General features: G+C 71.8%; 20 protein-coding genes. 9 read left to right on the top strand and 11 right to left on the bottom strand.

The window, feature by feature from the left end; translation table 11 throughout:
- Nucleotides 1-170 precede the first annotated feature (170 nt).
- The 3 genes from ACP4E5_RS06060 to ACP4E5_RS06050 all read left to right on the top strand — a co-directional run bounded on the left by ACP4E5_RS06060 (nucleotide 171) and on the right by ACP4E5_RS06050 (nucleotide 2462).
- Nucleotides 171-1664 carry a DEAD/DEAH box helicase gene (locus ACP4E5_RS06060; protein ID WP_425825688.1) on the top strand — a complete coding sequence of 498 codons (1494 nt, stop codon included), beginning with the start codon at nucleotides 171-173 and terminating at the stop codon, nucleotides 1662-1664.
- 54 nt (nucleotides 1665-1718) lie between these two features.
- On the top strand, nucleotides 1719-2078 hold the full coding sequence (locus ACP4E5_RS06055) for a CBS domain-containing protein (RefSeq protein WP_425825687.1): 360 nt from the start codon (nucleotides 1719-1721) through the stop codon (nucleotides 2076-2078).
- A gap of 75 nt (nucleotides 2079-2153) precedes the next feature.
- On the top strand, nucleotides 2154-2462 hold the full coding sequence (locus ACP4E5_RS06050; protein WP_425825686.1) for an SCO5918 family protein: 309 nt from the start codon (nucleotides 2154-2156) through the stop codon (nucleotides 2460-2462).
- 92 nt (nucleotides 2463-2554) lie between these two features.
- On the opposite strand, the gene ACP4E5_RS06045 is transcribed toward ACP4E5_RS06050, so the two are convergent.
- Nucleotides 2555-2902, bottom strand: a complete 348-nt coding sequence (locus tag ACP4E5_RS06045; RefSeq protein ID WP_425825685.1) for a MerR family transcriptional regulator — start codon at nucleotides 2900-2902, stop codon at nucleotides 2555-2557.
- Nucleotides 2903-3446: 544 nt separating this feature from the next.
- Between ACP4E5_RS06045 and ACP4E5_RS06040 the strand changes: the two genes are divergently transcribed.
- A complete protein-coding gene (locus ACP4E5_RS06040; RefSeq protein WP_425825684.1) occupies nucleotides 3447-5909 on the top strand; it encodes a penicillin acylase family protein in 2463 nt (820 codons plus the stop codon).
- Between the two features lie 51 nt (nucleotides 5910-5960).
- Here the strand turns inward: ACP4E5_RS06040 and ACP4E5_RS06035 are convergent, their stop codons facing one another.
- Nucleotides 5961-6764 carry an SDR family NAD(P)-dependent oxidoreductase gene (locus tag ACP4E5_RS06035; RefSeq protein WP_425825683.1) on the bottom strand — a complete coding sequence of 268 codons (804 nt, stop codon included), beginning with the start codon at nucleotides 6762-6764 and terminating at the stop codon, nucleotides 5961-5963.
- A gap of 85 nt (nucleotides 6765-6849) precedes the next feature.
- Here ACP4E5_RS06035 and ACP4E5_RS06030 point away from each other — a divergent pair, with 85 nt between their 5' ends.
- Nucleotides 6850-7701 (top strand): helix-turn-helix transcriptional regulator, encoded by an 852-nt coding sequence (locus ACP4E5_RS06030; protein WP_425825682.1) that lies wholly within the window; start codon nucleotides 6850-6852, stop codon nucleotides 7699-7701.
- A 24-nt stretch (nucleotides 7702-7725) separates the two neighbouring features.
- On the opposite strand, the gene ACP4E5_RS06025 is transcribed toward ACP4E5_RS06030, so the two are convergent.
- Both ACP4E5_RS06025 and ACP4E5_RS06020 read right to left on the bottom strand, forming a co-directional pair.
- Nucleotides 7726-8397 (bottom strand): response regulator, encoded by a 672-nt coding sequence (locus ACP4E5_RS06025; protein WP_425825681.1) that lies wholly within the window; start codon nucleotides 8395-8397, stop codon nucleotides 7726-7728.
- Nucleotides 8394-10118: a sensor histidine kinase gene (locus ACP4E5_RS06020; protein WP_425825680.1), complete on the bottom strand. Its 1725-nt coding sequence runs from the start codon at nucleotides 10116-10118 to the stop codon at nucleotides 8394-8396. Before ACP4E5_RS06020 ends, ACP4E5_RS06025 begins: the two co-directional genes overlap by 4 nt.
- Before the next feature lie 293 nt (nucleotides 10119-10411).
- On the opposite strand from ACP4E5_RS06020, the gene ACP4E5_RS06015 reads away from it, so the two are divergent.
- Together ACP4E5_RS06015 and ACP4E5_RS06010 are read left to right on the top strand one after the other, a co-directional pair.
- Nucleotides 10412-11824 (top strand): GntP family permease, encoded by a 1413-nt coding sequence (locus tag ACP4E5_RS06015; protein WP_425825679.1) that lies wholly within the window; start codon nucleotides 10412-10414, stop codon nucleotides 11822-11824.
- Between the two features lie 117 nt (nucleotides 11825-11941).
- Nucleotides 11942-12151: a hypothetical protein gene (locus ACP4E5_RS06010; RefSeq protein WP_425825678.1), complete on the top strand. Its 210-nt coding sequence runs from the start codon at nucleotides 11942-11944 to the stop codon at nucleotides 12149-12151.
- 323 nt (nucleotides 12152-12474) lie between these two features.
- On the opposite strand, the gene ACP4E5_RS06005 is transcribed toward ACP4E5_RS06010, so the two are convergent.
- From ACP4E5_RS06005 to ACP4E5_RS05990, 4 genes are all read right to left on the bottom strand, one after another.
- Nucleotides 12475-13404 (bottom strand): NADP-dependent oxidoreductase, encoded by a 930-nt coding sequence (locus ACP4E5_RS06005; RefSeq protein WP_425825677.1) that lies wholly within the window; start codon nucleotides 13402-13404, stop codon nucleotides 12475-12477.
- Complete coding sequence (locus ACP4E5_RS06000; protein WP_425825676.1) at nucleotides 13401-14306, bottom strand: alpha/beta hydrolase fold domain-containing protein; 906 nt, start codon at nucleotides 14304-14306, stop codon at nucleotides 13401-13403. The genes ACP4E5_RS06005 and ACP4E5_RS06000 overlap by 4 nt, the downstream gene beginning before the upstream one ends.
- 60 nt (nucleotides 14307-14366) lie before the next feature.
- Nucleotides 14367-15260, bottom strand: a complete 894-nt coding sequence (locus ACP4E5_RS05995; RefSeq protein WP_425825675.1) for an SDR family NAD(P)-dependent oxidoreductase — start codon at nucleotides 15258-15260, stop codon at nucleotides 14367-14369.
- A 71-nt stretch (nucleotides 15261-15331) separates the two neighbouring features.
- Nucleotides 15332-16093, bottom strand: a complete 762-nt coding sequence (locus tag ACP4E5_RS05990; protein ID WP_425825674.1) for an SDR family oxidoreductase — start codon at nucleotides 16091-16093, stop codon at nucleotides 15332-15334.
- 135 nt (nucleotides 16094-16228) lie between these two features.
- Between ACP4E5_RS05990 and ACP4E5_RS05985 the strand changes: the two genes are divergently transcribed.
- On the top strand, nucleotides 16229-17149 hold the full coding sequence (locus ACP4E5_RS05985) for a LysR family transcriptional regulator (protein ID WP_425825673.1): 921 nt from the start codon (nucleotides 16229-16231) through the stop codon (nucleotides 17147-17149).
- Between the two features lie 177 nt (nucleotides 17150-17326).
- On the opposite strand, the gene ACP4E5_RS05980 is transcribed toward ACP4E5_RS05985, so the two are convergent.
- A complete protein-coding gene (locus ACP4E5_RS05980; RefSeq protein ID WP_425825672.1) occupies nucleotides 17327-18196 on the bottom strand; it encodes an arylamine N-acetyltransferase family protein in 870 nt (289 codons plus the stop codon).
- A gap of 60 nt (nucleotides 18197-18256) precedes the next feature.
- The gene (locus tag ACP4E5_RS05975; protein ID WP_425825671.1) at nucleotides 18257-19246 is read right to left on the bottom strand and encodes an SDR family NAD(P)-dependent oxidoreductase; all 990 of its coding nucleotides are present in this window, start codon (nucleotides 19244-19246) and stop codon (nucleotides 18257-18259) included.
- Between the two features lie 152 nt (nucleotides 19247-19398).
- Here ACP4E5_RS05975 and ACP4E5_RS05970 point away from each other — a divergent pair, with 152 nt between their 5' ends.
- Entirely contained in the window at nucleotides 19399-19989 is a 591-nt protein-coding gene (locus ACP4E5_RS05970) for a TetR/AcrR family transcriptional regulator (RefSeq protein ID WP_425825670.1), read from the top strand.
- 63 nt (nucleotides 19990-20052) lie between these two features.
- On the opposite strand, the gene ACP4E5_RS05965 is transcribed toward ACP4E5_RS05970, so the two are convergent.
- Nucleotides 20053-20508, bottom strand: a complete 456-nt coding sequence (locus tag ACP4E5_RS05965) for an STAS domain-containing protein (protein WP_425825669.1) — start codon at nucleotides 20506-20508, stop codon at nucleotides 20053-20055.
- Nucleotides 20509-20710: the final 202 nt, after the last annotated feature.

Below are 20710 nucleotides of genomic sequence, written 5' to 3'. Positions count from 1 at the left end.
CCCGCATCCTTCGGGGTGCGGGCCCCAGCTGCATTTCCGCACCCGTGCCCGCGTGGGTTTTCGCCGGCGCGGCTCTGCCTGCTTTTGCCATCGGTCCATACTTGTAATTCTCCATGCCGCTCATCGCTGCGGGGATTCCTTGATATGCGCCGCATCGAGGAAGGTTCCGCATGAACCGCACACGTACAAACGACCGATCCGCCCGTACCCGTGGTGGTAATTCCTTCGCCGTAAAGGGCGGCAGCCGCTACGGCTCGTCCGCGCCGCGCCGCGCCGGTGGACCGGCCCGCTCCGGTGGTCACGGCCGCCGACCCGCCGCGGTGCAGGGCGAGTTCGCGCTCCCCGAGACGATCACCGCCGCGCTGCCCGCCGTCGACGGTTTCGCCGAACTCGGCATGCCCGAGCAGTTGCTGGCCGAACTGGGCAGGCAGGGCGTGAGCGCGCCGTTCCCGATCCAGGGCGCGACGCTGCCGAACTCCCTGGTCGGCCGCGACGTCCTGGGCCGTGGGCGCACCGGATCCGGCAAGACCCTCGCGTTCGGCCTCGCGCTGCTCGCCCGCACCGCCGGACAGCGCGCCGAGCCGCGCCGGCCGCTGGGGCTGATCCTCGTCCCGACGCGCGAGCTGGCGCAGCAGGTGACGGACGCCCTCACGCCGTACGCCCGCTCCCTGAGGCTGCGGATGGCCACGGTCGTGGGCGGGATGTCGATCGGCAGGCAGGTCAGTGCGCTGCGGGGCGGCGCCGAGGTGGTCGTCGCGACCCCGGGCCGGCTCAAGGACCTCATCGACCGCGGCGACTGCCGGCTGGACGAGGTCGCCATCACGGTCCTCGACGAGGCCGACCAGATGGCCGACATGGGCTTCATGCCGCAGGTCACCGCGCTGCTCGACCAGGTGCGCCCGGAGGGGCAGCGGATGCTGTTCTCCGCCACCTTGGACCGCAACGTCGACCTGCTGGTGCGTCGCTACCTGAGCGACCCGGTCGTGCACTCGGTCGACCCGTCGGCCGGTGCGGTCACGACGATGGAGCACCACGTCCTGCACGTGCACGGCGCCGACAAGCACGCAGCCACCACGGAGATCGCCGCCCGCGAAGGCCGCGTGATCATGTTCCTCGACACCAAGCACGCCGTCGACCGGCTCACCCAGGACCTGCTCAGTAGCGGGGTGCGGGCCGCCGCGCTGCACGGCGGCAAGTCGCAGCCGCAGCGCACTCGCACGCTGACGCAGTTCAAGACCGGACACGTCAGTGTGCTGGTCGCGACGAACGTCGCGGCGCGCGGCATCCACGTCGACAACCTGGACCTCGTCGTCAACGTCGACCCGCCGACCGACCACAAGGACTACCTCCACCGCGGCGGCCGCACCGCTCGCGCCGGTGAGTCCGGCAGCGTCGTCACCCTCGTCACCCCGAACCAGCGCCGGGCCATGGTCCGCCTCATGTCGGACGCGGGGATCCGGCCGCAGACCACCCCGGTCCGCTCGGGCGACGAGGCCCTGCACCGCATCACCGGCGCCCAGGCCCCGTCCGGCATCCCGGTCGTCATCGCCGCGCCGGCGGCGGAGCGCCCCAAGCGCGGCGGGTCCTCCCGGGGCCGGCGTCGCCCCGCTTCGGCGACGCGGCGCGCCCCCGTACGCAAGTCGGCCGCCGACCCGGCTGCCTAGGCGAACCGGCACCTTCGTGATCAGGACGTTGACCCATCTCTGCAGGAGGCACCTTTGACATTGGTTCAGATGCAGCCCCGCTCGGCCGGACCGCGCGTGAGTGACGACATGAGCGTCGAGGTCGCGCTGTCCGTGATGGACGCCGCGCGCACCGGACGGCTGGTCGTCTGCGATCGGGACGACCAGGGCACCGGCCTGGTCACCCGGGCCGAGCTCGCCGCCGTCCGCGACAGCTCCGCCTACACGGACCGCGTCTGCCTGCGGGACATCCTCGGCGTCCACGCGCCGGTGACCACCGCGAGGGTGCCCAAAGCGGCGGGAACCGGGCACACGGTGCGCGGTCTGCGGCCCGTTGCCCTGCCGGTGGTCGACGAGCAGAACACAGGTTCGGTAACCTTCGCTGTCTCCCGGTGAACCGCTGAACCGCCGAACCGCTGAACCGTCTCACCTCCGGCCGGATCGTTCCCCCTCTACTCCTTGTGAGGATCCATGCGCTGCGTCATCGCCCGTTTTCCGTTCGATCTCACCAAGAACGGCGTGCTGGAATCGATGAAGGGCATCAAGCCCGAACCGTGCACCGGCGAAACCGTGACCATCGGTCGCCGCCAGTACCCCGTCAAGCAGGTCGGTCAGGTCGTCACCCGCCAGGACCGGCGGGACTTCACCGCCGCCGAGGTCCTCCGGGCGATGACCAAGCTCGGCTTCACCTGCCACACCGCGCCCGAGCCGGCCCCCGAGCCCACGCTCGGCCGGGTCGAGCAGGCTTCCGCGATGCTCGGCACCACCTCGCCTTTCTGATCCGGTTTCCGAACCGGCGAAACGGGCGTTGACGTCTGAACCGCAGTGGGGCCCGACCGGCACGCCGGTCGGGCCCCACTGCGATTCAAGCGTCAGTTGTCCCCGACCGCGGTCGCCGTGCCTCCGGTTTCGGTGGTGCGGCGGTACTCGGCGTTGATCCGCTGGGCTTCCTCCAGCTGGTCTTCCAGGACGATGATGCGGCAGGCGGCCTCGATGGGCGTTCCCTGGTCGACGAGTTCCCGGGCGCGCGCGGCGATGCGCAGCTGGTAGCGGGAGAAGCGGCGGTGACCGCCTTCCGAGCGGAGCGGGGTGATGAGGCGGGCCTCGCCGATGGCGCGGAGGAAGCCCTGGGTGGTGCCGAGCATCTCGGCGGCCCGGCCCATGGTGTAGGCGGGGTAGTCGTCGTCGTCGAGACGGCCGAACGAGTCGTCTGCTGTCACTTGCACCTCTCTGTGGAACATGCTCGAGGGGCCCTGGTGCCGTACGGCACCAGGGCCCCGAAGGAACTACTACACCATCCGCCGGTTTCGTTACGTCACCGGCGTTCCGTTTCCGCATGACCGGACGTACTGCTGTCGCGGATGCGGGGATCGCGGTTGCTTGACCGGAGACCACCTCACTATCGATGTCCTGCGGTACCCGGGCTCTGAATTCCACCCGGGCGATCCCGATGGCGCCTGCTCCTCCGATCTTCCTTGGATCCTGCGGGTCAGGTACTGCAACTAGGGTCCTGCTGCCCGGCAGTTCGTCTCTGCCAGGGCCTGCTGTCTTCTGGCTACGAGAGAAACCATAACCAGGCCGCGCGCCAATGTCTACTCCAGCCAAGATAGATTTTCGCGCGTTCGAAGGCGAGGTACTCCGCCTCGAACACCGAGCTGGGGGTCCCGCGGGGGCCCGCGGTCAATATGAACGAAACGACGCGCCCCTCGTCCCGCGTTCCGCTTCCTCCTAGCCTCGTGCCCGTCTGTGTGAGGGATCTTCCGTGTGCTGACGCGCGGACGTGCCGAGCAGTCGACCGACGAGGAGGTTGTGGTGGCGAATGGCGGGCAGGGGCGGTTCTCCAGACGGCAGGTACTGGCGGCGACGGCCGTGGGCATGTCGGGAGTCGGCGTGATGGCCGACGCGGCGGGCGCGACGCCGGCGGGCGCGGCACCGGCCGGATCGCACGACTACCGGGTTGCGGGCCTGCGGGCGCCGGTCGAGCTGATCGAGGACCGCTACGGCGTGCCGCACATCTACGCCGACAACGAGCACGACGTGTTCCTCGCGCAGGGCTTCAACGCCGCCCGTGAGCGCCTCTTCCAGATCGACCTGTGGCGCAGGCGGGGGCTCGGTGAGCTCGCCGACGTACTGGGGGCCGACTACGTGGCGCAGGACCGCGCCACCCGGCTGTTCCTGTACCGCGGCGACATGGACGTCGAGTGGGCGCGCTACGCCGAGGACGCGCGGCGCATCGCGACGCAGTTCACCGCCGGGATCAACGCCTACGTGGACTGGCTGGACGCCCACCCCGACGAGCTCCCCGAGGAGTTCGGCCTCCTCGGCTACCGGCCGGCCCGCTGGGACCCCGAGGACGTGGTCCGCATCCGCAGCCACGGACTCACCCGCAACCTGATCAGCGAGGTCAAGCGCGCCCAGGTCGCCTGCGCCGCCGGGGTGGACGCCGACCTGGTGCGTCAGGGGCTCCAGCCGGACCACAAGGCGACCGTGCGCGACGGCTTCGACCCGTGCGTGCTCCCCGACGACGTACTCAAGGTCTTCGAACTCGCCACCCAGGAAGTGGAGTTCAGTGAGGGAGCGGTTCGCAAGGCGGTGGTGCGCGACGCGACCACCGAGGGGTCCAACAACTGGGTGGTCGGCGGGCAGCGCACCGCCACCGGGCGGCCGATCCTCGCCAACGATCCGCACCGCTCCTACTCGGCGCCGTCCCTGCGCTACCTCGCGCACCTGAGCGCGCCCGGCCTCGACGTCATCGGCGCGGGGGAGCCGGCCCTGCCCGGCATCTCCATCGGCCACAACGGCACCGTCGCCTTCGGCCTGACCATCTTCCCGATGGACCAAGAGGACCTGTACGTCTACGAGTTGGACCCGGACGACCGCACCCGCTATCGGTACCAGGACGACTGGGAGCCGATGAAGGTGCTGCACGAGCGGATCCCCGTCGCGGGGGAGGACGACCACCCCGTCGACCTGGCCTTCACCCGGCACGGACCCGTGATCCACGTCGACGAGGAGCACAACCTCGCGTACGCGGTGCGCACCGCGTGGCTGGAAGCGGGCACGTCGCCGTACTTCGGCAGCGTCGCCTACATGCGGGCGCGCAACTACCGCGAGTTCACCGAGGCCATGCGCAACTGGGGTGCCCCGACGGAGAACCAGGTCTACGCCGACGTCGACGGCAACATCGGCTGGGTGCCCGGCGGGCTCGCGCCCAAGCGGGTCGGGTACGACGGGCTGCTCCCGGTGCCCGGCGACGGCCGCTGCGAGTGGGACGGCTTCTACTCGGGCGACGAACTGCCGCGGACCCTCAACCCGGCCGCCGGGTTCATCGCCACCGCCAATCAGTTCAATCTGCCGCCCGATTACCAGGACATGGGGCTCGGCTACGAGTGGACCAACCCCTTCCGACACCAGCGGATCGTGGAGGTCCTCGCGAAGCAGCGCAAGCACACCGTCGCCGACTCGCAGGCCCTTCAGCACGACCAACTGTCCATACCGGCACGCCGGTTGACCTCCCTGCTGGCTCGTCTGAAAAGCAGCGAACCCGACCGCCGTCGGGCCCTGAGCCTGCTGCGTGGGTGGGATTTCGTCGAATCGGCCGACTCCGCCGAGGCGGCCCTGTTCGAGGTGTGGCTGTCCAGGCACCTGGGGCCCGGCTTCGTACGGGCCGCGGTGCCGAAGGCCGCCGAGCTGATCGAGGACGCCGACACCCTCGTCCTGCTCGGCGAGCTGGAGAAGCCGGGGCGGTGGCTGAAGAACGAATCCGCCCGGGACCGACTGCTGCTCGACACACTGGGGTCGGCCTACGCCGAGGTGCGCAAGCTGCTGGGGGACGACGAGCGGAAGTGGCAGTGGGGCGCACTGCACCACAGCCTCTTCCAGCACCCGGCGTCGTCGGCGCTCAGCGACGCAGACCGCGCCCGCTTCGACGTCGGCCCGATGCCGAGCGGCGGATCCCCGGACACGGTCAACGCGGCGACGTACCGGACCAGCGACTTCCTGCACACCAGCGGGCCCTCGTTCCGGGTCGTCCTGGACGTGGGTGACTGGGACTCCTCGGTCGCGGTGAACACCCCCGGCCAGTCCGGCGACCCGGCCGACCCGCACTACCGCGACCTCGCCGAACCCTGGCTCAAGGGCAACTACTTCCCGCTCGCCTACACCCGCGCGGCGGTCGAGAAGATCGCCGAACGCCGCGTCCGTCTCCTGCCGGCCGAAGGGGTGTGAGGCGGCTGGGTGTGCGGCGGCACGCCGAAGCGGAGTCGGCGAACCGGTTTCTCAGGCCCCCGCCCCGCCGTCCACCGGCACCATCGCCCCGGTCACCATCGACGCCCGATCGCTGAGGAGCCACGCCGCCGCCTCGGCGACCTCGCGGGGCTCGGCCATCCGGCCGAGGGGGATCGCCGACTTCAGCTGGTCGACGATGCCGGGGGTCGCCGCCTCCCATGTGTCGATCATTTCCGTGGCGGTGCCGCCGGGGGTGAGGCCGTTCACCCGGATCCCGTCGGGGGCCCAGCTGACCGCGGCGGTCTCAGTGAGGCTGTTGAGGGCGCGCTTCATGGCGCCGTAGGCGGGCAGGGCGGGGTTCGCGCGACGGCTGCCGATGCTCGACGTGTTGACGATCGCGCCACCGCCGCCGCGGCGCATGAGCGCGGCCTCCGCGGTCATCGCGGTCCAGTGCCCTCGGAAGTTGACGGCGAACTGTACGTCGATGTCCTCGTCGCTGGTGGTGTGCAGCGGGCCCGGTTGCTGGATCGCCGCGCCGTTGTTGAACGCGCCGTCGAGCCGGCCGTGCAGCTCCTCGACGTGGTCGACGGCCGCGCGGATGCTGTCCTGGTCGGCCAGGTCGAGGCGCACTGCGTCGGCGACGCCGCCGTCCGCGCGGATCTCCTTGACGATGCGCCCGAGAGTGTCGGTGCCGCGCGCGGCGAGCACCACGGCTGCGCCCTCACGGGCGAAGAGCCGGGCCGCGGCCGCCCCGATGCCGCGGCTGGCGCCGGTGATGAACAAGACCTTGCCGGTGAGCAGGCCGATGGGGGCGTGGGGTGAGGTGGCGATGGTCGCGGTGTCGTTGTGTGTCATGAGAGGAGTGTCCGGCGGCCCGCGCGCCCGATACAGGCACAACCGGTACCAGGATGCGCGGCCGCGCTGCAGGGACACTGGGGGTATGGACAAGCAGGAATTGGGTTCGTTCCTCCGCAGTCGACGCGAGCGGCTCCGGCCGCGGGACGTCGGTCTGCCCTCGGGCGCGCGGCGCCGGACACCGGGGCTCCGGCGCGAGGAAGTAGCGGTCCTCGCGCACATCTCCACGGAGTACTACGTCCGGCTGGAACAGGGGCGCGCGCCGCGACCGTCCGGCGAGGTGCTCGCCGGGATCGCGGGTGCGCTGCGGCTCACCGACGCCGAGTCCGACCACCTCCACGTCCTCGCGGGCACCGCGCCGACCCGTAGCGGTCTGCACCGGCGTGACGTCCGCCCGAGCATCCTCGCGCTCCTTGAACGCCTGCCCCAGACGGCCGCGTTCGTGACGTCCGCCGTGTTCGAGGTGCTCGCGTGGAACGACCTCGCGGCGGCCCTCATGGAGGACTACGCCGAACTCGCGCCCGAGCAGCGCAACTTGGCGCGCCGCGCCTTCCTCGGCCCGATGCGCCCCGAGGCCCCGCTGTACGGAATCTCCGACGCCGCCGAGTTCCGCCACCACGTCGTGATGGAGCTGCGCGGCGCCCTCGCCCGCTACCCGGAGGACCCCGCGGTCACCGGCCTCGTCTCCGAACTGCGCGACGGCAGCGCCGAGTTCGCCCGACTGTGGGAACTCCGCGACGTCCAGGCCGCGCCGACCCTCACGAAGACCTTCCGGCACCCCGTCGTCGGTAAGGTCACCGTCGACTGCGACGCCCTCGCGCTCACCGACCGTGACCAGCGCCTCGTGCTCTACAGCGCGCCGCTCGGCTCCCGGGACGCCGAGACGTTGGCGCTGCTGGGGGTGGTGGGCGCGGAGGTCACCGGCGTGCCGCGGTAGTGCCGGGCCGGGACGCGGCGCCCCTCAGCCGGCCGCCCGGTACTCCTGCTCCGGCCGCCCCGTGGCCCCGTACCGCAGCCGCATGTGCAGCAGGCCGTCCGTGCACAGGCCCGCGAGATGGCGCTGCGCCGTGGCGCGGGAGATGCCGATGGTCCGGCCCACCTCCGCGGCGGACAGCGCGCCGTCGCCCTGCCGGACCGTGGCGAGCACCAGTTGGCGGGTGGCGGCGTGCGCGCCCGTGGGGCGGTCGCGGCGCGGCGGGGGCGCGACGAGCGTGGCCATCGCCTCGTCGATCGCGTCCTGGTCGACGTGCGGGGCATCCAGCGTGCGGCGGTAGCGGGCGTAGCCGCGCAGCCGGTCGATCAGGCGCTGCGGCGGGAACGGCTTCGCCAGGTAGGTCAGCGCGCCGGCCGACAGCGCCGCGCGCACCGTCCGCCCCTCCGTCGCCGCGCTCAACACGAAGCAGTCGCAGGGCAGTTCACGCACCAGGTCGACGCCGGACCCGTCCGGGAGGTACACGTCCACCAGGGCCAGGTCGACCGGCCGATCCCGTACGATCTCGCGCGCCTCCTTGGCCGACTGCGCCGTGGCCACCACCGTGAATCCGGGGGCCTGCGCCACGTGGGAGGCGTGCAGGCCCGCCACGTGGAAATCGTAGTCCACCACCAGCACCGACAGCGTGGGCCTCTCGCTCACCGTGCCTCCTCCAGTACGCCCGGCAGCCGTGCCACGAACACGGCGCCGCCGGGATCCTCGTCGTCGCCTGGGCAGCCCGGTCCGCCCGGTGTCACGAGATCGACCTCTCCGCCCCGGTCCCGTGCGAGCCGCCGCACCAGTGCCAGGCCGACGCCCCGGCCGCCGGGCGTCGATGTGTCCTCCTTGGACGAGACACCCTCCTCGAAGATGACCTCGGCGCTGTCCGCCGGGACGCCGTCGCCGCTGTCCGCCACGGTGATCACGAGCGTCGTGCCGTGCGCCATGAGCTCCACCTCCACCTGACGTGCCGTGCGGCCGCCCTCACCCGCGGCATGCACGGCGTTGTCGAGCAGATTGCCGAGGACGGTGGTGACATCGACGGGCTCGGTGACGGGGGAGTCGACCCAGGTGCCCTCGCCGAGGACCAGGTGCACGCCCTTCTCGCGGGCCTCGGCCGCCTTCGCGCGCAGGAACGTGCGCAGGTACGCGTCGTCCACCACGTCCAGGCCGGGCAGCGAGACCGGCGTCGAGCCCGTGCCGAGAAGTTCCTCCAAGTAGCGTGCCGCCTGGGGCACATGGCCGCCGTGGACCAGGCCGGCCACCACGTGCAGCCGGTTGCTGAACTCGTGGCGCTGGGCGCGCAGCGCCGAACCCATCGCCTGCACCGCGTCCAGTTGCCGGGTCAGCGACTCGACGTCCGTACGGTCCTTGACGGTGATCAGTGTGCCGAGGTCCCGGTCGGCCCGGCGCACCCGCCGAGCGGACACCACGAGCACCCGCTCGCCCGCCGTGGTCACCACCGGCTCACCGCCCCCGCCGTCCGCCCGGGCAGCGCGGGCCACCGCCAACACCCGTGGGTTGAGGCCCCATTCGGACACCGGGGCGCCCACCGGGCCGTCCGCCGCGAGCAGCCGGCGCGCCTCGTCGTTGACGACCGTCACCCGCTCCCGCGCGTCGAGCGCCAGCACACCGTCGCCAATGCCGTGCAGCACCGCCTCCTGTTCCTGCACGAGCCCCACGAGTTCCTCCGGTTCCAGGCCGAGCGTCAGCCGCCGCCACCGCCGGGCGAGTGCGGCGGAGGCCGTCACCCCCACGAGCAGTGCCACCGCCAGGCAGGCCAGACCGACAAGCAGCACGCGGACCACCTGGTCGTGCACGTGGCTCGCGGCGACCCCCGCGTTGGCCTCACCCACCACGCGGCGGCTGTGCGGCGCGTAGACGGGGACCTTCGCCACGATCTCCTCGCCGAGGTGCGCGTGGTCGTGGTCCAGCACCTCGTGCCCGGCCAGCGCACGTGACGGGTCGGTGCTCACCATGCGCCCGAGCTGGCTCTTCTGCGGGTGCGCGAGGCGGATGCCGCGGTCGTCCGTGACCACGACGAACAGGGATCCGGTACGGGCCCGGGCGGCCTGCGCCAGCGCCTGCACCGGTCCTTCGGCGAGGGCGGCGACGTCCTGCTCCGCACGGGCCCGGCGGTGCCCGTCGCCGGACACGGAGTACCGGGCCGCCTGCGCGCGCACCACCGGATTCGCCGCGACGGTGCGGGCCACCCCCAGCGCCCGCAGCTGGTACTCGCGCTCGACGTGCTGATCGTTGACGTATGCGAAGGCCCCGAAGGCGGCGGTGAGGGCGAGCGCGACGACGGCGCTCTGCAGCAGCAGTACCTGGGTACGCAGCCGAAGGCGTCGCTCGCGCCACCGCATGGACCTGGAGAACCTCACGTCGCGACGGTATCCGCCGCCTCCCGCGGGACCGTCGGGGGCCCCGTCCCGGGCGTGCACTCAATGAGCGCAACCCGCACAAGGCGGCTTTCGCGGCTTGCGCGCGCAACCTGTTCTGCGCGGATCGGCGCGGGATACGTTCACCCGGATCATCACCTGGATCACCCCCGGCCGAACCCCTGTGCGTTCGCCGACCCATCCTGCCCGAGCCGCTTTGACCAGGAGTTTCCCATGACGCCACCGACTGCAGAGGCCCGGGACGGCCTGCGCGACAGCACGCGCGGAGGCCGCCGGTGACCACGCACACCTGGGGGCTCCTGGCCATCCTGGTCCTGTCCATCGTCGCGCTGATCGCGCTGATCAACACGCGGCTGCGCCTGCACCCGTTCCTGGCCCTGACACTGGTGTCACTCGCCGCGGCCGTTGCCGCCGGTGAACCCGCCGAGAAGATCGCCGAGTCCCTGGAGACGGGCGCGGGCTCCATCCTCGGCGACGTCGGTGTCACCCTCGCCTTCGGAGCGATGCTGGGCCGACTGCTGTCCGACTCCGGAGCCACCGACCGCATCGCCCGGCTCATCGTCCACCGGGCCGGACGCAGATCGCTGCCGTGGTACATGGCCGGTGCGGCGTTCGTCATCGGCATCCCGATGTTCTTCGAGGTCGGGCTGATCGTGCTGCTGCCGCTGATCTTCAGCGTGGCACAGCGGCTGCGCGACGACCACGGCGTCAAGGGCTCCCCCTACGTCGCCCTCGCCGCCCCGGCGATCGCCGCCCTGTGCACCCTGCACGGCATGGTGCCCCCGCACCCGGGACCGCTGATCGGGGTGAACGGTCTGCACGCCAATCTCGGCCTGACCATCGGCGTCGGTCTGGTGTGCGCGATACCCACGGTCATCCTCGCGGGCCCCGTCTACGGCCGGTGGATCGCGCCGCGCCTCGACGTCCGGCCGGACCGTACGCTCATCGCCCAGTTCACCGGTGACCGCGGCGCCGACGCGAACACCCCGGCCGACACCACGGACGTCGGCCGGCCGCGCCGTGGTGTGCCCACCGGCTGGGCCGTCGCCGCGGTCCTGGTCCCCGTCGTCCTGATGCTGCTGAACACCGTCGCCGACCTCGTGCCCGCGCTGCCCGCCGGGCTGCGGCACACCCTCGCCCTGACCGGTTCGCCCGTCGTCGCGATGTTCCTCGGCCTGCTCTTCGCGCTGTTCGTCGTGGCGCTGCCCAGCGGGGTGGGCGGCGAGGCGATCCGCGACTCCCTCGGCGAGAGCCTGCGGTCCGTGGCAGGCATCCTGCTGATCATCGCGGGCGGCGGCGCGTTCAACCAGGTCCTCGAGGACTCCGGCATCGGCAAGGCGGTCGAGGCGGCCGCGTCGGGGGCACACCTCAACGTACTGGTCCTGGGCTGGCTGTTGGCGCTGCTGCTGTCGTTCTCGACGGGCTCCGCGACCGTGGGCATCGTCGCGGCCACCGGGGTCCTCGCCCCGATGGCCGCCACGGAGTCGAGCCTTGCCACCTCGCTGCTGGTCGTCGCCATCGGAGCGGGCTCCGTGGGCCTCAACTACGTGAACCACGCGGGGTTCTGGCTGGTCAAGGAGTCCTTCGGGATGACCCTCGGCCAGGCCACGAAGTCCCACACCGTCATCCAGACACTGGTGAGTGTGTGCGGACTCGTGATGACACTGCTGCTGTCGTGGCTGGCCTGACGTCGTGAGGGGGATGCGAAGGTCCCGTCGGGACACGTGACGGCTCCACACATCGCTCTCCGCCGCTTTGACCTCGGCACGTTCGCCGGCGTCCCGCCCCCGTCCCCGGGCCCAGTCGTGCTGCAGCGTGACACCTCCCGTGCGCAGGAGCGGGGCGAGCGGCGGGCACGCACCATCGGCTCGGCGCTCACCAGCATCGTCGCTTCCGTCATGGGCCTGGCGATCGGCTTCGGCGAGGTCGAACACGTCGGCCGCCGCCTCACCCAGGTCCGCGACCTCAACGGCGGCCTGTGGCACATCCGCAACGGCGAGATCCGGTCGGCGTGAGGATGCTGACGCGGCTGGTCGCGGGCGAGAGTGGTGATCGAGCGGCCTTCCAGGTCCGCGGTGCGTACGTCGGCGGCCGTCGCGGTCGCGACGGCGGGGCGGCGCCCGCCCTTCGCTCCCTTGGCCTCGGCGGCGCGCAGTCCGTCGTAGGTCAGCTCCCGCTGGAGTTCGCCGGCGGCGGCGAGGGTCTGCACCATGACAGCAATACCGGCTTCCCGGTCCGCTCCTACTCGGACCCCGACACCGCCGCGGGGTTGCCTGATGCTGCGGTACTGGTCGTTCATTCAGGGCTCCGCTCCCGCCTGAGTCAGCGTCACCTGGGCTCAGTTCGGGAGGAGGACGACCTTGCCCAGAGGGTGGTCGTGTTCCAGGTGGGTGAAGGCCGCCCGGACCTCTTCCAGCGGGTGGGTCCGGCTGATCGGCATCTCGATCCGGCCGGCCGCCGTCAGTTCGGCCAGCTCGGTCAGCACCGCCCGGCTGGTGCCCTCGGCACTGCCCTGTGCCCGGGCGCCGAGCGCGGCGGCGACGCCGTAGTCGAGTGTGTTGACCTTGCGGGGCGGCACCCCCAAGGAGAGCGCGGTCCGCGGGTAGTCGCCGCCGTGGAAGTCGAGGAAGGCGTGCGCCGTGCCGGCTCCGTCGCCCTCGATCGCCCGGCGGAGGCGTTCGGTGACTCCACTCCCGTAGTGGACGAGGGGGGCGCCCTGGGACTCCAGCCAGTCCCGGTGCCGCGGGGAGGCGATCGCGACCACATGCGCCCTGCGCAGGCGCAGGAGTTGGACGGCGATGGTGCCGACCCCGCCGGTGGCCCCGCTGACCACGACCGTCTCGCCGGCCCCCGCATCGACAGCGGTGACCGCTGCCCAGGCGGTACTGCCCGCGACGTAGAGGGCGCCTGCGGCGGTCCAAGGGAGCCCGCCGGGCTTGCGGACGAGCTGGTCGTGCGGGACGACGACGTACTCGGCGTGGCTGGACCGCTCCCAGGACCAGCCGAGAACCGGGTCTCCGGGCTCCCAGCCCGTCACCGCGGCCCCGGTCGCGGCGACGGTTCCGGCGAGGTCGCTGCCCTGTCCGGAGGGGAACGTCGCGGGGAACCGCTCGTGCAGGGCCCCGGTACGGATCTTGGCCTCGCCCGGGTTGATCCCGGCGGCCCGCACCCGTACCAGCACGTCGCGTGGGCCCAGCGGACGCGGTTCGACGTCCTCGACGCCGAGCACGTCGATGTCTCCGTAGCGGTGGAAACGTACGGCTTTCACGGGCGTCCCTCCGGCTGGATATGGCCGTTGATGAAGGCGGCGACCTGGTCGAGGGCCTGCGCCGCCTCGTCGACGAGCGGGGCGAAGCCCTGGAAGACGTGCGGCGCTCCGGGGAAGGTCCGCAGGGTGACCGGGACGTCGGCGTGGGCGGCCCGCGCGGCCAGTCGCAGGGCGTCGTCGAGCAGGATTTCCCGGCCGCCGGCCTGGATCAGCAGCGGTGGCACTCCGCGCAGATCGGCATGCAGCGGGCTGGCCAGCGGGGTGCGTGGATCCGCCCCGGCGAGGTAGTCGGCGGCCCTGGTCTGAAGGGCCCGGCGGGTGAGCGCCGGATCCGCGTCGGCCCGGGTGGTCATGGTGCCGCCGGACTGGGTGAGGTCCGTCCATGGGGACAGGACGGTCGCGGACGACGGCTGCGGCAGCCCCGCGTCCCGGATCGCCAGCAGCAGGGCGAGGGCGAGGCCGCCGCCGGCCGATTCGCCGGTGACCGCGATCGAGCCGGCCGGGACGCCTCGGTCGAGCAGCGCCCGGTAGGCGGCCAGCGCGTCGTCCACCGCGGCCGGGAAGGGGTGTTCGGGGGCGAGCCGGTAGTCGACGGACAGCGCGGTGGCCGCGGTGCGCCGGGCGATCTCGGAGACCAGGCCGACGCCGGCGGCGGAGCCGATCGCATAGGCGCCGCCGTGGAAGTACAGCACGGTGCCGGCCGTCGGCTCTGCGTCGCCGGCGAGCACCTCGACGGCGGGCACTCCGCCCAGGTCGGTGGTCCGGGTGCGGACGTCGTCGGGCACCGGTGCGGCGCCGAGCATCTCGTCGAAGACGCGGCGCATCTTCGCCACGTCGCCGCCCAGGTCCAGCGGCGAGTTCAGCAAGAGGTCGGAGACGGAGTCCAGCTGACTGCGGGTCATGTCGTCGTTTCCTTGCGAGGGGAGGTGATGGGATCGGTGACGGTACGGGCGCGGGGCGGCCTACCCGCGGGCGACGTGCAGGACCTCCTCGAAGCCCATGCGCTGTACGAAGTCCGCGCGCGCCTCCAGCACCGCGGAGTTGGCCTGCGCGACCAGGGAGTTGGTCAGGTCCACCACACTGCGGAAAGGGCGCTCGCCGAAGGGCAGGGACAAGATCCTGGTGATCTCCTCGGCGACCACCACGGGGTCGGCCTGCGTGCCCGGGGTGAACAGACTTTCCGTGGCCTGCTCGTTGCGGGCGACCAGCGGGTCCAGGGCCCGGTAACCGGCGGTGACACCGGTGGCGTCCACGGGCCGTCCCGCTTTGGGGAAGTGGTCGGTGCCCTGGGTGAAGGCTCCCGGCATGACGATCACCGTCTCGATGCCGAGCGGGGCCACCTCGTAGGAGGTCACCAGCGCCAGCGAGTCCATCGCCGCCTTCGACACCACGTACGGACCGAGGAACGGCGGTGTGGTCACCGGGATGGTGCTGCCCACGTAGAGGAGGGTGCCGCTGCCCTGCCCGCGCAGGTGCGGCAGCGCGGCGCGGTTGAGCCGTTGGACGCCGAGGGTGTTGACGTCGACGAGGTGGGCGATCTCCTCGGCGGTGAACGCTTCGACGTAGCCGGTGACCAGGTGCCCGGCGTTGTGGATGACGACGTCGAGCGCTCCCGCGTTCTCGAGCACGACCGCCACCGCGCGGTCGGCGGACTCCTGCGAGGTGACGTCGAGTTCGACTACGTACAGGTCGAGGCGTTCGGCCGCGGCCAGGCGGTGCAGTTCCTCGGCGCGGGCGGCGTTGCGGCCACCGGGGACGCGCATCGAGGCGTAGACGCGGTGGCCGGCCCGGGCCAGGGCTCGCGCGGTCAGGTTGCCAATACCGGTGGCGGCACCCGTGATGAGCACAGTCGACATGGCGGGTCTCCGATCGGAGGGTGAAGGGGGAGGAGGGAGCGGGAGAAGTGAGGCGGAAGTGGTGGAGAGGGTCAGGCGATGCCGCCGTTGCTGTACAGCACCTGGCCGTTGACCCAGCGGCCGGCGGACCCCGCCAGGAAGGCGACTGCCTCGGCGATGTCCTCGGGTGTGCCGAGCCGCTCCAGGGGTGCGGCGGCGGCGATCCGGCCGATCAGCTCCTCGCTCTTGCCCTCGGCGAAAAGCGGTGTCGCGGTCGGCCCGGGGGCCACCGCGTTGACGGTGACGTCCCGGCCGCGCAGTTCGCGTGCCAGGATCAGGGTCATGGCCTCGACCGCGCCCTTGGTCGCCGCGTAGCCGCCGTAGCCGGGCTGCTGGAGCCGGGTCACCGAGGTGGAGAAGTTGATCAGCGCGCCGCCGGGGAGCAGCCTGCGGGCCGCGAGCCGGGAGACCACGAAGGTCCCGCGGACATTGACCCGGTGCATCCGGTCGAAGGCTTCCAGCTCCATCTCGGCGAGCGGGGCCAGCAGCATGATCCCCGCGGTGTTGACGATCACGTCGATGCCGCCGAAGCGTCCCTCCACGGCGTCGAAGAGCCCGGTCATCTCCGTCGGCTCGGCGACGTCGCCGGGCAGGGCCACCGCCGTGCCGCCGGCTGCGATCACCGACTCGACGACCGCCTCGGCCTTCGTCGCGCTGCCCGCGTAGTGGACGACGACCGCCATGCCGTCCGCGGCCAGCCGACGCGCGACGGCGCCCCCGATTCCGCCCGAGCCGCCGGTCACCACGGCCACCCTCGGCCGGCTGGATCCGTGCTGCGATACCGCACCGTTCATCACTGCTCCTGATCCGGCGTCCGGACGGACGCGTGGCACTGTGCTGGTTCGCGGGCGGTCCGCCCGGCGACGGGATCAACCCTCCGGCACCTGCAATTATTTGTCCAATGCATCATTGAGATATAGATTATTCGGATGGTGCATATCGAACGGGTCGACCTCAATCTGCTGGCTCCGCTGGCCGCGCTGCTGGAGGAGCGGCATGTCTCGCGCGCCGCCGAAGTCGCCGGAATGAGCCAGCCGGCGATGAGCCGGGCCCTGCAGCGGCTGCGGGACAGCCTCGGCGACGAGCTGCTGGTGCGCACGCCGGGCGGGTACCGGCTCACCCCGCGGGCCGAGCGCGTCCAGCGTCAGCTGCGGGTAGTTCTGCCGCGGCTGGAGAGTCTGTTCGCCCCGGAGGCGTTCGATCCCGCCGAGGCCGCCGAGGCGTTCCGGGTCGCGGGCACCGACTTCACCCAGGTGTTCGCGCCCGCGATCTTCCAGCGTGTGTTCCGGGAGTCGCCGCGCTCGACCCTGCACTTCCGGACCTGGCACGACGCCATTTACGAGGACCTCGACCGGGGGGTCGTCGACCTGGTGTTCTTCGCCAGATCAACGACCCTTGCCACCCTGCACACCGAGCATCTCTTCGATGACCGGTTCGTCTGCGTGCTCTCCGCGGACCACCCGCTCGCCGAACGTTCGGCGATCGGCCTGGAGGAGTACCTGGACGCCACTCATGTCATCGTCGGCACCATCGGCGAGCGCCAGACCGCGATCGAGCAACGCCTGGAAGACCTCGGCGAGCGCCGCCGGGCCGGACTGACCGTCCCCTACCACTCCCTGGCCCTGCGCTCGGTCCTGGGCACACGGCTGGTCCTCACCCTGCCCGCGCGGCTGCTCGCGGAGCAACGCCCGGAACCCGGCATCCGCATCCTGCCCGCCCCCCAGGAAATCCGGCCACTGGGATACCACATGGCCTGGCATCCCCGGCTCGACGGCGACCCGGCGCAGCGCTGGCTGCGGAACGCCATCCGCGCCATCACCTCCGAACTGCCGGAGCCGACTCAGCATTAGCGAGTGGTTTCTGCTCCCCTGTGATCACCTTGTTCAGGTTCACGCGGTTGCGGGACAGATCCTCCACCGCGCCGTACGTGGCTGAAGTTGTAGCCGAGGATCTTGAACAGGACCCGATGCCGTGCTGAACGGAAGCGCTCTCACCCGGTGAACGCGCCCGACCTCGTCGGGGAGGGGTTACGTGGCCGGGTTGCCGGCGGCGGCGAGTTCCGTCAGGCGGGTCACCAGGAGGGCGGCCTCCTCGGGGTCCACGCGGATGTCGAAGACGTCGTCGAGCAGCTTGGGTACCTCGCGCGGGGGCACGGTCTCCGTCACCGGCTCCCGCCCCGGTCGATCCGTCGTCCACACCAGCGCGTCGAGCGTGTCGTGCCGGTCCGTGCGCAGACGCTGGATGTACGGGCGGGTGACGAAGGGGGAGCGGGGGTGCGTGGCCACGAAGTGGTTCCCGACCGCGTAGTCGATGGGGTACTGCGGGTTCTCGGTGAAGACCTGCCGCACCGTCCAGCCCTCAGGCCCCTCCGGACCGTCCCCCCGCTGGTGCACCGCCCAGCCCGGCGAGCCGTGGGTGATGACCTGCCGCCGCAGCAGGTACGGCCACGGTCCGCTGTCGCTGCCGGCGCCGTCGACCAGCTCGATGGGCTCCAGCGGGCTCGCGCCGAAACCGATGTCGACGAGCCATCGCCTGCCGTCCAGGTCAACGATCAGCATCGCGTGCGTCGGCGGGCGCGGCGTCGTGGAGTCCGCGCCGAGTTGCACCCGCGCGGAGACGGCGGTGAACCGGAAACCGAGCGCCTCCAGCGCGGCGGCGAACAGCACGGTGTGCTCGTAGCAGTAGCCGCCCCGGCCCCTGCGCACCAGCTTGTCCTGGACCGACGGCACATCGATCCGCACCTCGCGGTACAGGAATGAGTCGAGGGTGTCCCACCGCAGGGTCAGCACATGCGCGCGCTGCAGGGCCCGCAGTGTCTCAAGGGTGGGCGCACGGTCGCCCTCGTACCCGAGGCGGGCGAGAAGGGCGTCCAGGTCGAGTTGCTCGCTGCTCCACATGTGGGGGCAACCTCGGCGGGCTCGTCGGCTATTCCGCGCGGCGCGCCCGCACCGTACCGCTCACGCCTTCACCATCCGCTCACTCAGCTCCCACAGCCGGCGCGCGGAGCCGGGGTCGAGGGAGTGGGACATGGCGTCGGCCGGGATGCTGTCGGCCGTCAACGGGCGCTCCTCGTCGTCCAGCGGCGCGATGTCGCTGTCCTTGAGGTAGACACCACCGGCGTTCGTGAGGGCCGGGTGCGCGGCGCCGAACACGATCGTCGCCGCGCCCTGCGCCGCTGTCTTCCTTCCGCGGACGGGGTCGATGACCGGTCGGTCCTGCTCGTCGATCAGCCCCTCGGCGCGCAGGGCCTCCTTGCCCGCGGCGCTGTTCAGCGCGGTGCCGACGACGACGCCGGGGTGGGCGGAGAAGGCGCGGATCCCGTCGGCGGCGTGGCGGCGGTCGAGCTCGACGCCGAACAGGACGTTGGCGCACTTCGACTGCGCGTACGCGAGGCCCGGACTGTAGTCGCCCGCCTCGAAGTTGACGTCGTCCCAGCGGATGCCGGACATGCGGTGGGCGCCGGAGCTCACGTTGACGACGCGGGCTCCGTGGGCGGCGCGCAGCGCGGGCAGGAGGCCGAGGGTGAGCTGGAAGTGGCCCAGGTGGTTGACGGCGAACTGCAGCTCGTAGCCGCGCCCTTCGACTTCGCGGGTCGCGGGGGCGGCCACCCCGGCGCAGTTGACGAGGATGTGCAGGGGGCGGCCCGTGGTGTTCCACCGGTCGGCGAAGGCCGTGACGGAGGCCGGGTCGGCCAGATCGAGTCGCTGGGTCTCCGCTCCTTCGGCACCGGCTTCGGCCAGCGCCACCGCCGCGCGCCGCGGGTCCCGGGCGGCGACGGTGACCGAGGCGCCCCTGGCGGCGAGCGCGCGGGTGACCTCTCGGCCGATTCCGGCGTGGCCGCCGGTGACGACGGCGTGCTTGCCGGTCAGGTCGACGCCGGCGAGGACCTCGTCCGCCGTGGACGCGGGCGTGAATCCGGAGCCGATGGGCTGCTGTGGGGTGGTCATGAGGCATGTCCTCTCGCGGTGAGGCGCGTGTCGACCCTGGTCCGGCCGCCGCACACTTTCCGGAACGTTGCTCCGTTTAGCTTACGGAGCAACGTTCCGTTTCGGCAAGCGCAGTAGGGTTCCCTTGGCGGAACAGTCCTCAGGAGGAAAGCGTGGCAACCACGGAAGGCCAGGTCGGGGGAACGGGCCGCGGCAAGCGGGCCGACGCGGCACGCAATCAGGAGAAGCTGCTCGCCGCGGCCGCCCAGGTCTTCGTGACCTCCGGCGTCGACGCGCCGGTGCGGCGGATCGCGGCCGAGGCTGGCGTCGGCATGGGCACGATCTACCGGCACTTCCCGACCCGCGCGGAGCTCGTGGTCGCGGTCTTCCGCCACCAGGTCGAGGAGTGCGCGGAGGCGGGGCCGCGTCTGCTGGCCGAGACAAGGTCCCCGTTCGAGGCGCTGCGTGCGTGGGTCGACCTGTTCGTGGACTTCCTGGTCACCAAGCACGGTCTGGCCAACACGCTGGAGCCGGAAAGCAGCGGTTTCGCCGCGCTGCACTCGTACTTCATCGACCGTCTGATGCCCGTCGCCGAGCAGCTGCTGGCCGCCGCCGTCGAGGCTGGCGAGATCGTGTCCGGTACGCGGCCCTACGAGCTCCTGCGCGGCATCGGCAACCTCTGCATCGGCCACGAGAGCGACACGGACTACGATCCGCGCCGGCTGATCGAGCTGCTGCTGCGGGGACTTCAGCAGCAGAGCTGAGCGGGCGGCGCCGACGCGGGCGCGGGCGCGGCGGGCCGTGCGGTCAGCGACCGCACGCCGGGCTCAGTGGGCCCCTTCGCCGTCCACCGCGCAGACCGCCGGCAGCGCGGTGGGGCCCTCGCCGCCGCGGACAGGAGGCGGCCAGGCGGGGCGGTGGTGCGGGGGAAGGGCGTCCAGGGCTCCGCTCACGGTGGTATGGCACGGCAGCAGTTCGTTGCTCGCGGTCTGGATGAGCAGATCGGACAGGCGGCGGCCGGGGCCGGCCAGCAGGAGCAGACCCTCGCGGCGCTGCAGCAACCAGCGCGCGGCGAGCAGGCAGTTGAGGCCGCGCGAGTCGCAGAACGTGAGTGCCGTCACGTCCAGCACCAGATGTCGGTGCCCTGACAGCACAAGGGTCCCGATCGCCCGGAGGAAGTACTGCTCGCAGTTCTGGTCGAGCTCCCCGCTCACCCGCAGCACCGCACAGTGCTCGCACCGCGCCAGCTCGGTGACGGACAGGCGGCCGGCCTGCGTGGACATCGCGCCTCCCGTGAGTCGTACGGATACGACGTGTCTTCTTCGGTTGCCCCGCACGTTCCCGCGTACGCGCAGCAGTACATCAATGAGCGCAGTCTTTCCGTAGACCCGCGTCCCATGTGTGACGGTACGTCAAGTTACAGGTGTGTAACGGGAGGTGGTGGGTAGGAGCCCGTGCACGCCGCACTCCCGACGGGGGAGTGCC

Origin of the sequence: Streptomyces fractus, from assembly GCF_049844455.1 — a bacterium.
Classification (GTDB): domain Bacteria; phylum Actinomycetota; class Actinomycetes; order Streptomycetales; family Streptomycetaceae; genus Streptomyces; species Streptomyces fractus.
This window is presented reverse-complemented; position numbering and strand designations above follow the sequence as displayed.